Source organism: Arcanobacterium sp. S3PF19, from assembly GCF_000758825.1.
Taxonomy (GTDB): domain Bacteria; phylum Actinomycetota; class Actinomycetes; order Actinomycetales; family Actinomycetaceae; genus Arcanobacterium_A.
Genome location: NZ_JRMX01000001.1, coordinates 1 through 11,595 on the forward strand (window position 1 = coordinate 1; position 11,595 = coordinate 11,595).

Consider the following 11,595-nt stretch of genomic DNA (forward strand, 5'->3'; position numbering starts at 1 on the left):
CCAAACAACACACCCACACCCAACAACCCACAAAAAACAGGCCACCGGAGAGGCGGATACTTATTATACATAAGTACCGAGCGAAACGTCAAGATAAATCCTGAACCGAAGCGCGCAAAAGCCAAGAAAACACTCATTGGATTTCGCTACTCCGTCGCAACAGAAAAATACTTTACGAGGATTCGCGCACAGAGTCAAACTCACCTGCAGTGCGCCTCGTCACATCACGAAAAACACCGAAACAAAGCCAAAAACCGACCCGATTGCAAATCACGCTCAGATAATTTGCAATCGGGTCACTCTTATTTAAAATATCCCGGCCGGGTCCGCTCCGGTCTGCACCGGGGCCTTATCCCAGTCTGACGACGTTCAGATTCTTCCGCCCCCTGCGCAGAAGTACCGTGTTGTTTGCCAGCACATCCCCCGGCTCCAGCACGCGTTCCGCATCTGTCACCTTCCCGTTGTTCAGATACACGCCACCGGAGGCAATTGTTCTGCGCGCACTGCCTTTTCCTTTTTCCAACCCCAAAGATACAAGAATATCCACCACGGGCGTCCCCAGCGAAGCCTGCGCGGCAGGCAGTTCCGCCACGACATCGTCCAGAATATCGCCCCGAACCGTTTTCGGATCGGTTTTTCCAAACAGCACCTGCGAAGCTTCGACCACTCTCTGCGTCGCTTCTGCGCCGTGCACCCACGCAGTGACTTCACGTGCCAAAACACGCTGCGCGTGGCGCAGATGCGCAGACTCGCGCACTTCGGCTTCCAAAGATTCGATCTCTTCACGGGAAAGGAAAGTGAAGACCTTCAGCATTTTCACAACGTCTTCGTCGGCAGTGTTCAGCCAGAACTGGTAGAACCTGTAGGGACTGAGCAAATCCGGATTGAGCCAGATTGCGCCGCCCTCACTTTTGCCGAACTTTGTTCCGTCCGCCTTGGTGATCAGCGGATTGGTCATCACATGCACGGATTTGCCTTCGACTTTGCGGATCAGATCCATCCCCCCGACCAGATTTCCCCACTGATCGTTTCCGCCTACTTCCAAAGTGCACCCATATCTGCGGAACAGCTGCAGAAAATCGTTCGCCTGCAGAATCTGATACGAAAACTCGGTGTAGGAAATCCCCTCTTCCGAATTCAGCCGCCGGGCCACGATATCTTTCGAAAGCATTGTGCCCATCCGGAAATACTTACCCAGATCACGCAAAAGATCAATCGCCGAAAGCTCTTTCGTCCAGTCCAGATTGTTCACCGTACGCGCGGGATTGTCTCCCGTGAAATCAAGCAGCGATTCCAGCTGTTTGCGCAGAGATTCCGCCCAGCCGGCAACCGTTTCGCGTTCGTTCAGCACCCGCTCGCCCTTGGCCCGCGGATCGCCCACAAGTCCGGTTGCCCCGCCCACAAGCACGAGCGGATGATGCCCGGCCATCTGCAGATGACGCATTACCTTCACGGCAACCAAATGCCCGTGGTGCAAAGAAGGCGCCGTCGGATCGAAACCGCAGTAGAAAGTCAGCGGTCCGCTCTCCAACGCCTTTTCCAGCTCCGCAATATCCGTATGCTGGGCAATCAGCCCCCGCCAACGCAGTTCATCCAACAGTTCCGACACGTTTCCAAACCTTCCTCTCCCGTTTGCCGCCACAGCGTATTGCACTAATTACTGTAGCCGATTTTAGGGGTTTTGACATTCCGCGGTTTTCCTCCCGCAGACGGTTTACTTCTTCCGATGCGAAATTTCGATCAGCTCTTTCGCCAGTGTTTTTGCCCTCTTCTCCGAACCGGTAACGGCAAGCACGGTATCGTCGCCGGCAATGCACCCCAAAACGTCGTCAAGCACCGCACGGTCAATAGCCGAGGCCAACAGCTGCGCCGCACCCGGAGGCGTACGGATAATTACCTGGTTCAGCACGCATTTTACGCTCGTCACCACTTCCTTGGCCCAGCGCTCCAAATGCGCACGCGCCCCAAATGCGGACTCCGAAAGTTCGGCCACATCCGGAATACGGTAAATCCGCTTCCCGTTTGCGGCATACTCCTTAAAAGCGTGCAGCTCTTCCAAATCGCGCGAAAGAGTCGCCTGAGTTACTTCAATTCCGTTCCCGGCAAGCAGCTCCCGCAATTCTCCCTGTGAAGCAATCTGTTTCTGCTCAATCAATTCCAGTATCCGCGCATGGCGGGCACTGCGAGTAGACGGAATATCCGCCATTGTGACCCTCCCGTTCGATATTTACCGCTCCGTTAACCGCGTAACTGTGCCCCACAGACCTTATGGCTGCGTTTCACAATCCGTTTGCGCACATTTGCCGCTTCCTCCTGCGTCAGCGTGTGGTCACGCCCCCGCAGACGAAGCGCGAAAGCCAGAGATTTCTTCCCTTCGGGAATCTGATCCCCCCGATACACGTCAAAAAGACACACAGACTCCAAAAGTTCGCCCGCCACAGAGGAGATCACGCCGGCCACGTCTGCCACGCATACGTCCTCGTCTACAACCAGGGCAATATCTTCCTTCGTTACGGGGAAAGTCGTAACGGAATCAACCTGAATCGGGTCTTCTCCGCGTACCCTGTCCAGCAGATCCAAATCGAGTTCGCAGGCAATTGAACGTTTGGGCAGTTCAAATGCATCGCAGACTTTCGGCGCAAGCTCCCCGGCATATCCCAGGACGGTATCCCCGGCCATGATCTGCGCACACCTTCCGGGATGGAACGGCGCCCTTTGCGCATTGCACACGGTAACATTTACGCCGATTACCGCAGCCGCGTCTTTTGCCGCCTGCACGGCGTCACGCCAATCCCAGTCCAAAGGCGCGAAATCCAGCCCTCCGTCGGCAACCCGCGGAGCCGCCACGGCAGCCAGGTGAATCGGCTGGCGGGGAACGGCCCGCCGCAAAGCGTCCAATTCCTCCGGATTCGGACGCTTCCCCACGCCGGGCGCGGATACGCTGACTATTCCCTCCGGGGAGGTTACCGTACTGATTTCAAAAATCGCGACATGGGCATTGCCGCGCGCCACATTCATGCGCGCCGTTTCCAGCAGAGTGTCCAGCAGTGAAGTGCGCAGATAAGGAGCCTCTTCCTGCAGAGGATTCTTCAGTTTAAGCGCCGTACGGCGCGAATCCCCCTCACCGATTTCCTGCCTGTCGAACACGCCGGCGCCGACAAACGGATAGCTCAGCACCTGCACCCAGCCGGAATCTGCCATTGTGCGCGCAATATCCCTGCGTCTGCGCTGCACAGCGGACAGACCGCGTCCGGCGGGGGCATTGGGCACAACCGAAGGAATTCTGTCGTACCCCTCCAAACGAGCTATTTCCTCAACCAAATGGGCCGGGCCAACCAAATCCGGACGCCATGAGGGAGGCGTAACCGTAAATACTTCCCGGGCACCGGTATCCGCCGTTTTTACCGTGCAGCCTATCTCCTCCAGCCGGTCTTTCTGTTTCTCCGCAGACACCGCAAGACCGGTCAGCCGCTGCGTTTCCGAAGTTTTGAATTCAAAGGAGGGGAAAGGATGTGCCGTATTTATTTCAAAATTTTCCCCGGCAGCCGTACCGCCGCCGTATTCGACCAGCAGATCCACAACCGCCTGCGCCGCAACAGGTGCCAGCTGCCAATCCACTCCGCGCTCAAAACGCTTTGCGGCCTCGGATGGAATACGGTGCCGGCGCGAGGTCCGCGCCACCGATACGGGATCAAAATGCGCCGCTTCCACCAAAATATCCGTGGTCTGCGCATCGATTTCCGTATCTCCGCCGCCCATTACCCCCGCCAGGGCAATCGGCCGCGCGCCCTGTACGCCCTCCGGTGAGTCGCTGATCAGCAGATCCTGCCCATCCAAATTCCGGTCTGTGCCGTCGAGAGTGGTCAGATGCTCTCCCACCGTGGCACGCCGCACCACAAACGGGGCATTCAGCTTTGCCAAATCGTAGGCATGCAAAGGCTGCCCCAAATCAAGCATCACATAATTCGTGGCATCAACCGCAAGGGAAATGGGACGCATCCCCGCCGCCAGCAGTCTCTTCCGCAGCCACTTCGGGGATTCGGCGGCAGGATCCACACCGCGCACAATCCGCGTAACAAATCTGTCGCATCCCACATTGCCGTGAATCGGCGCCGAGTCCCGCACCGTTACCGGGAAACCGGCATTATTGGATTCCGGCACGGATTCGGCGGCTTTGCCGCAGAGAGCCGGGTCGGTGAATTTCCGCCCCGTGGAATGGGCGTATTCACGTGCCACTCCGCGCATCGCGAAACAGTATCCGCGGTCGGGGGTAATGTTTATCTCCAAAACCTCACCGGGCACACCCAGATAATCCAAAACGCTTTCGCCCACAGCCGGCAGTCCTTTTTCCCGCGCCTGCGCGTCTCCGTGGGCCAATACGATAATACCGCTGTGATCGTCGCCCAACTCCAGCTCACGGGCGGAGCAGATCATACCGTCGGAAAGATGGCCGTAAGTCTTGCGGGCGGAAATCTCAAAGCCTCCGGGAAGTACCGCGCCCGGGAGCGAAACCACAACGTAGTCGTCCACATCAAAATTATGCGCGCCGCAGATAATTCCGCGCGAAGGGAAGTCCGCAGGCTCTTTGCCCGTTCCGGGGGCGTCGTTGTGCTGCCCCACATCCACCCGGCAATAATTGATTGTCTTTCCGTTGGACTGCTTCTTTGCCTCACGGGTGAGAACTTTTCCGACCACGAGCGGACCGGTGATCTGACCCGGGTGAATTTCCTCTTCCTCCAAACCCACTTTTACCAACGCAGCGGCAAGCTGTGCGGGATCCGTACCGGGAAGTACGTCTACATGGGAGGCCAGCCAGTCAATTGGAATAAGCGGCATCAGTTTCCCCTTCCGTTCGTGCCAAATTGAAGCGAGAAGCGCACATCGCCCTCAACCATATCCCGCATATCGGCAATACCGTGACGCAGCATCAGCGTACGCTCAATTCCCATTCCGAATGCGTATCCCGAATAGACGTCCGGGTCAATACCCGCATTCCGCAGCACCTCGGGATTGACGACGCCGCAGCCGCCCCACTCGATCCATCCGGGTCCGCCCTTCTTCTGCGGAAACCACAGATCCATTTCCGCCGACGGCTCGGTAAAGGGGAAAAACGACGGGCGCAGCCGCGTCTTCGCTTCCGGACCGAACATGGCCCGCGCAAAATGGTCCAGCGTGCCTTTCAGATGTGCCATGCTCAGCCCCTTATCCACCGCCAGACCTTCCACCTGGTGGAAAATCGGGGTATGCGTGGAATCAAGGGCATCGGTGCGCGCCACCTTCCCCGGGCAGGCAATATAGAGCGGTACGCCGCGTTCAAGCATCGCCCTGGACTGGACCGGTGAGGTATGCGTCCGCATCACCAGCCCGTCTGCGGATTCGAAATCCTGTTTTTCCCCGCCGATATGCCCGCTGCCCGCAACATAAAACGTGTCCTGCATCTGACGTGCCGGATGATCGGGTCCGAAATTCAGCGCATCGAAGTTAAACCACTCATGCTCAATTTCCGGCCCTTCCACAATTTCCCAGCCCATACCGATGAAGAAATCGGAGATGTCTTCCATGAGCACCGTCAGGGGGTGCCTGGCACCCCGCGGTCCGCGGCGCGTGGGAACCGTCACATCCACCTGCTCGCGGGCAAGCATTTGGGCCTGTACCAAGTCTTCCACCCGCGCCGTGGCTTCCTCCAAAAACCGGCGTACCTGTTTGCGCGCACTGCCCATCAGTTTTCCCGCAACGGGTTTGTCTGCTTTATCCAGCGTACCGATCAGCGCATTTGCCTTCGTCAGAAGGGCATTGTCGCCCATATGGCGCAAACGTGCCTCTTTTAATTTTTCTAAAGTCCGGGCAGCGGAAAACTCCTCGCACGCCTGCGCTACGGCAGCGGCGATTCCCTGCCCGTCCAACGGACTCAGTACCATAATTGCCTTTCCATTTTGCTTGCAAAATCCAGTCTACTCGGAATTTTATGCGGTGTTCCACCGGCGTTTCGGATAGTAAGCCGGTAAATCACGGTTTCGCCGTATTTTGCGCCATCGCCGAAGAATAAAGACACACCGCGGCAGCAGTGGCCACATTCAGAGATTCGGCGTTCCCCCACATCGGAACCGACACTATTGCATCGGCCAAACTCAGTTCGTCGGCGGTAAAACCGTGTGCCTCATTGCCGAACATCCACAGCGTGGGTCTGACCAAATCCACCGGCGGCGCGGCGGAAAACGAATCCGCCCGCCCGGCGGCGCCGCACAGCGCATCGCGCAGCAGATCACCGAGATCCAAAGAACCCCCGTGATCGGCGGCAAGAATCTGAAATCCCGCTTCTTTTGCGCAGCGCACGGTCTGCGCCGCATCTTCGTGTTCGGTCACGGGCAGATGGAATACCGATCCGGTGGAGGAGCGAATCACTTTCGGATTGGTTGCCTCGGCCGAATTTTCTCCGGTTATGACGCCGTCTGCGCCGCACGCATCGGCCGTGCGGATCAGCGTTCCCAGATTCCCGGGATCCGACATCCGCAGCGCAAATACAACCAGCCGGGAGGAAGAAAACATCCGTTTCGGCGAAACTTCGTCCGGGACGTCGGCAACAGCCAGAATTTCCTGCGCATCCTGCGACAGTCGGGCAAACAGGGCAGGAGGAAGAATATGTGTAAACGGGTCGTACCTGTCAATCAGTTCCGCCACATCACGGTGGGCCAGCAGAGCCCTTTCCGTTACATACACATCCCGCACCGCCGCGGAAGAAAACAGCAGCAGCTCCCGCACCGCCTGCGGGCCTTCCACCACGCACCGGGCAAACCGAAAGCGGTTGGCCCGTTTATACAGCGATGCCGCTTTTTTAAACTGTGCATTTCTTGTCTCAAGAAGTTTCCTGGGCATATTTGCTCTCCTGTCTCCCAAAAGGCCGCGCGGCACGGGGATAGGCGCCGGTAAATAAAGAATGGGCCGCCGAGGCGGCCCATTCGGAAACGGAAATTATTTTCCTGCGGGGGCGTTTACGTCCGCAGGCAACGCCGCACGGGACGTCTGTGCCACTGCTGCAAACGCAGCCGGATCGTTTACGGCCAGTTCGGCAAGCATCCGCCGGTCGATTTCAACGCCGGCAAGCTTCAGTCCCTGCATGAAACGGTTGTAGGTCATACCGTTTGCCCGGGCACCGGCATTAATCCGGACAATCCAGAGCTTGCGGAATTCGTTTTTACGCACCTTACGGTCGCGGTAATTGTATACGAATGAATGGGTTACCTGCTCTTTTGCCTTACGGTAAAGACGGGAACGCTGACCGCGGTATCCGGATGCGCGCTCGAGTACGGTACGACGCTTCTTCTTGGCGTTTAAAGCATTCTTAACACGTGCCATTTTTCTCTATCTCCTTGCTTTCCGTACTTACCTGCCGAGCAGACGTTTCATCTGCTTTACATCCGCGCCGGCAACCGGCTGATCGGCAGAAAGCCGGCGGGTACGGCGAGACGATTTATGCTCAAGAAGGTGACGCTTCCCTGCCTGTTCGCGCATCAGCTTTCCGCTGCCCGTGGCGCGGAAACGCTTCTTGGCACCCGAATGTGTTTTCATTTTAGGCATTTTCATGCTCCCTCTAGCTGCTTTGCAGCATATCCTGCTTCCAAAAAGGAAGGTGTGTTCGTGTCTGCCCGAAAATCAGGCTTTTTCTTTCTCGGTTTTTGCGGCTTCTTTTTCAGCTATCCGTTCGATATTCTTCTGCGCGCGGCGTGCTTCCTGCGCACGCCTGTTTTCACGCTGCGCCTCACGGCGCCGGCGCTGATCCGATTTCGCTTCCGATTTTCGCCTGATCGGAGCAATTACCATTACCATAGCCCGCCCGTCTACGCGCGGAGCGGACTCCACTGTGCCGTTTTCCGCGGCATCTTCGGCAATCCGTTCCATCAGCCGCAGACCTTCTTCAGGACGTGCCTGCTCCCGCCCGCGGAAACGAAGCTGAATTTTAACTTTGTCTCCGGCATCAAGAAATTTATAGATTCTCCTGAGCTTGGTTTCGTAATCGTGCTGATCAATCTTCAGCCCGATACGAATCTCTTTCAGCTGGGTGCTGACCTGATTTCGGCGTGCGTCACGTGCTTTCTGGGCCGCCTCATACTTATACTTGCCGTAATCCATCAGCTTTGCGACGGGCGGCTTTGCGTTTGGGGCGACTTCCACAAGATCAAGATTTGCTTCCTCCGCAAGACGCAGTGCACTGGCAATTGCGACCACGCCCACCTGCTCCCCTCCGGGGCCGACAAGGCGTACTTCGGGCACATTAATCCGATCGTTGACTCTTAGCTCGTTGATAACTGCTCCTCTTTTCGTGCGACGCGCACGGAGCCCGGCAGTTTCGCGGCACTAACCGCGTCTCCGCCAATTACCCGGTTCCAAAACGAGTAGAACCCAGGTGGGATTTCTCCGCTTGCGTTCCGGCAATCTGCCGGTCGGTCAAGATGAAATACTACCGGCGAAAGGCAGAAAATACCAGCTGCCGCAGGGAACGCTGGCGATTCGGGCCGTGATATTGGGCACCCCGTTTTCCGCGGGATCAGACGTTTTCCGTAGCGGAAGACACACGCGGCACGATCAGTGACCAATCCAATGCGGATTTCAGCAGTTCATCGCCGTTTACCGCGCGGATTACGCCCGAAACCGCCGCACGCGCCGCCTCCGGGCGCGTTCCGCACGGAAAGAGAATGTCGATCCTGCATCTGCCCTGTTCCGTGCATTGCAGCGTAAGTGACTGCGGATTGGCGCAAAGTGTGTCGCCGGCAGACGGCGCGTGCGCCGCCCGGAGAAGTTTTTGCCGGATCTCCTCATTCTCCCACGGAGCCCGCCACGGCTTTTTACCGGCAAGCGAGACGCATACGGACCGCGAAAAGCAAAACGTCTGCGCACTGTCCGCGCCCGGCGCACCGCCGCGCCCCTCCCGCGCGGGATTGAGCACAATCCTTCCGGATGCGGTGCGCAGTGCCAATTTTGCCGCATCCGAAATCAGAATCGGCTGCGGACGTGCCTTAGGGTAGGCTTCCGCCAATTTTCGTGCCGAAGTGAACACAGCCACGGCTTCGGTTCCGGCAGCGGAAACAACGGCACAGCCGCGATCCGCCCTGTCTGCCTGCGGTGCGGACGCCGTTTCCGAAATGCTTTCCGCCTGCGGGGAAACGTCTTTCGGATGCGCATGGGGAAAAACCGCAACAAACACACGGTTTAATGCTTCCAGCACGGATTTCATCCGCCGCGCGGGATCTGCCGCGGGCAGTGCGCAGGCACGCTTCACCGCCTCTTCTTCCAGGCCGTTGTCTGCGGCAAACGGATTGGGCCGAAGAAGCTTTCGCAAATCAGGCATCCGACTCCCCTTCTCCGTCCTTCTCCGCTTTCATCCGCTCCAGCACTTTTTCCCCCTCTTTCCGCGCTTTTTCACCCATCTGCGACGCATCCGCGTGCCCCAGAAGAAGTGCCTCGATCAATGGATCAAGGAAATTAAGCACCATGCCGGCAGAAACTTCCTCCCCGATTTTCCCATTCAGATAGCGGCATCCGTGAACCATTCCCGAGACTCCTGCTTCGTTGCCGACATCCTCTCCGAGCTGCGCAGTCAGCAGAACAACGCCGACCGGGGAAAACTTGGAGACGTATGCCGCAATCCGGCTGCCGCTGGGAGCTTCCGCAAAGGACTGATCCTGCTGCGGCGCGCCGGGGTCCCCTGCGGCATCCGGCGCGGCCGGTTCCTCCGCACCGAGCAGTTCGGAAATGTCCCAGTCGTCATAGACTTTCGCCTTCTCGGATCCGACAACGGCGCTGCCCGAGCGCGTAGAGACGACATCCGCCGTGATTCCCCGCAGATTCAGCATCGCCCACAGCACTTCGGGACGTTCAAACGGAGTAAGCACCAGAAACCTTTTTTGTGTGTCCATTTTCCCCACTTCCGTACCCGATTTTTCTTTTTCCGTATCCGCAAAACAGCTACCAAAATTCTATTTGTTTTCCCTACCCGGCCAAAATCGGCTGCCGAAGCCGGCAAAAACACGCAGATCCGCAGCACCGGGAAGCGGCGGACGCGTTCTAATATGCGGGGGAAACACGGTCGACCGCCGTGCCGAAGCGGCGCTCCCGCCCCCCAAACCACAGCAGACAGTCCCACAGGGTGAGACGGTCCGCCTCAGGCCACGGCAAATCCAAAAACAGCAGCTCGGCATAGCTTGCCTGCCACAGGAGAAAATTGGAAATACGCCTCTCCCCTCCGCTGCGGATAAACAGATCCACGGGCGGCAGCTGCGGATGGTACAGATAACGCGCCACCGTTTCGGCCGTAACCGTTTCCGGATTCAGCTTTCCGGCAGCCGCCAGGCGGGCTATTTTTCCCGCGGCATCGGCAATTTCCGCCTGACCCCCGTAATTGAAACAAAAATTCAGCACCGTGCCGGTATTGTGTTTCGTCTGTTCAACGGCTTTTTCAAACTCGCGGTTCACCGATTTCCAAATCCGGATCGGACGCCCGGACCACACAATCCGCACGCCCCACGAATCCAGCTCGTCGCGTCTGCGGGCGATCACATCACGTGAATAGGTCATCAGAAATTTCACTTCCGCGGGGGAACGTTTCCAGTTCTCGGTGGAAAACGCATATACGGACAGTACTTCCACGCCTGCCTCCACCGCGCCTGCGATCACGTCCATCAGCGCGGCCTCGCCCGCCCTGTGACCCTCGGTCCGTTTCAGACCGCGGGCATTTGCCCACCGGCCGTTTCCGTCCATCACAATTGCCACATGACGCGGAAGGGAGCTATGGGAAAAATCGGGCACGGTCTGCCCGGAGACGTGCGCCGGGGGCGCAACGGGTGCTTTGCTCATGAAATCAGTTTACTATTGACAAACTGCAAAGAGGTAACTTTCTGCTCCACGTGCCACTGCACATATGCCATAATCAGGCTTCCGGCACTTTTCACCGCCGGCTCGGGCGCGGCATCGGCAATCTTCCATACTCCGTCGCGCAAAGCGGCAATCAGCCCCAGAATTTCGGCAGAGGGAAACACACACCCGGGCGGACGGCAGCTGTCGCACACGCTTCCCCCCAACTGCACCTGAAATGCCGCGTGCGGACCTTCTTCCCCGCACACGGCACATTCCCCGACCGCCAGCCGCCACCCCGCATAATTCATTGTCCGCAGCATATACGAATAAAGAATCAGCTCCGGGCGGTGGGCCGCCGTGGCAAAGGCATGAATGGCTCCGTGCAGCAGCAGATACTGCGCGAAATCCGGCATTCCGGGCTGCTCGGCGATCCGGTCGGTCAGCTCCAGCACCGCACAGGCAGCCGTATACAGATCGTAATTGCGGATAATCGCACGGTGGTAGGCATTTACCGATTCGCTCTGCGTGATCACATCCAGCGAACGGCCGGCATAAAGCTGCAGATCAACCTGGGAAAACGGTTCCAGGCGCGATCCGTGGCGCGATTTTGTTTTCCGTACGCCTTTTGCCACCGCACGGATTTTTCCGTGATTTGCACTGAACAGGGTAATAATTCTGTCTGCTTCGCCCAGATCCTGCGTACGCAGCACTATTGCCTGATCCCGATATGTTTTTTTCACGGGTAAC

At 57.8% G+C, this 11,595-nt stretch carries 12 protein-coding genes; all 12 read right to left on the reverse strand.

Annotation, left to right across the window (positions count from 1 at the left end):
• Positions 1–349: 349 nt before the first annotated feature.
• The 12 genes from tyrS to recO all read right to left on the reverse strand — a co-directional run bounded on the left by tyrS (position 350) and on the right by recO (position 11,588).
• A complete protein-coding gene (gene tyrS / locus HMPREF1631_RS00005; protein ID WP_034230867.1) occupies positions 350–1,609 on the reverse strand; it encodes a tyrosine--tRNA ligase in 1,260 nt (419 codons plus the stop codon).
• A 105-nt stretch (positions 1,610–1,714) separates the two neighbouring features.
• Positions 1,715–2,206 carry an arginine repressor gene (locus HMPREF1631_RS00010; RefSeq protein WP_034230870.1) on the reverse strand — a complete coding sequence of 164 codons (492 nt, stop codon included), beginning with the start codon at positions 2,204–2,206 and terminating at the stop codon, positions 1,715–1,717.
• 32 nt (positions 2,207–2,238) lie between these two features.
• Positions 2,239–4,836 (reverse strand): phenylalanine--tRNA ligase subunit beta, encoded by a 2,598-nt coding sequence (gene pheT, locus HMPREF1631_RS00015; protein WP_034230872.1) that lies wholly within the window; start codon positions 4,834–4,836, stop codon positions 2,239–2,241.
• On the reverse strand, positions 4,836–5,918 hold the full coding sequence (gene pheS, locus HMPREF1631_RS00020; protein ID WP_034230875.1) for a phenylalanine--tRNA ligase subunit alpha: 1,083 nt from the start codon (positions 5,916–5,918) through the stop codon (positions 4,836–4,838). Before pheS ends, pheT begins: the two co-directional genes overlap by 1 nt.
• Before the next feature lie 88 nt (positions 5,919–6,006).
• A complete protein-coding gene (locus HMPREF1631_RS00025; RefSeq protein ID WP_034230877.1) occupies positions 6,007–6,873 on the reverse strand; it encodes an RNA methyltransferase in 867 nt (288 codons plus the stop codon).
• A gap of 96 nt (positions 6,874–6,969) precedes the next feature.
• Positions 6,970–7,353 (reverse strand): 50S ribosomal protein L20, encoded by a 384-nt coding sequence (rplT, locus tag HMPREF1631_RS00030; RefSeq protein WP_034230880.1) that lies wholly within the window; start codon positions 7,351–7,353, stop codon positions 6,970–6,972.
• Between the two features lie 27 nt (positions 7,354–7,380).
• Complete coding sequence (gene rpmI, locus HMPREF1631_RS00035; RefSeq protein ID WP_034230925.1) at positions 7,381–7,575, reverse strand: 50S ribosomal protein L35; 195 nt, start codon at positions 7,573–7,575, stop codon at positions 7,381–7,383.
• Positions 7,576–7,650: 75 nt separating this feature from the next.
• A complete protein-coding gene (gene infC, locus HMPREF1631_RS00040; protein WP_034230883.1) occupies positions 7,651–8,301 on the reverse strand; it encodes a translation initiation factor IF-3 in 651 nt (216 codons plus the stop codon).
• A gap of 241 nt (positions 8,302–8,542) precedes the next feature.
• The gene (locus tag HMPREF1631_RS00045) at positions 8,543–9,343 is read right to left on the reverse strand and encodes an SseB family protein (protein ID WP_034230884.1); all 801 of its coding nucleotides are present in this window, start codon (positions 9,341–9,343) and stop codon (positions 8,543–8,545) included.
• On the reverse strand, positions 9,336–9,911 hold the full coding sequence (locus HMPREF1631_RS00050) for a hypothetical protein (RefSeq protein WP_156956162.1): 576 nt from the start codon (positions 9,909–9,911) through the stop codon (positions 9,336–9,338). Before HMPREF1631_RS00050 ends, HMPREF1631_RS00045 begins: the two co-directional genes overlap by 8 nt.
• A gap of 148 nt (positions 9,912–10,059) precedes the next feature.
• Positions 10,060–10,848, reverse strand: coding sequence for a polyprenyl diphosphate synthase (gene uppS, locus HMPREF1631_RS00055; protein ID WP_034230889.1), 789 nt, complete (start codon positions 10,846–10,848; stop codon positions 10,060–10,062).
• Positions 10,845–11,588: a DNA repair protein RecO gene (recO, locus tag HMPREF1631_RS00060; protein WP_034230891.1), complete on the reverse strand. Its 744-nt coding sequence runs from the start codon at positions 11,586–11,588 to the stop codon at positions 10,845–10,847. Before recO ends, uppS begins: the two co-directional genes overlap by 4 nt.
• Between the last annotated feature and the right edge of the window lie 7 nt (positions 11,589–11,595).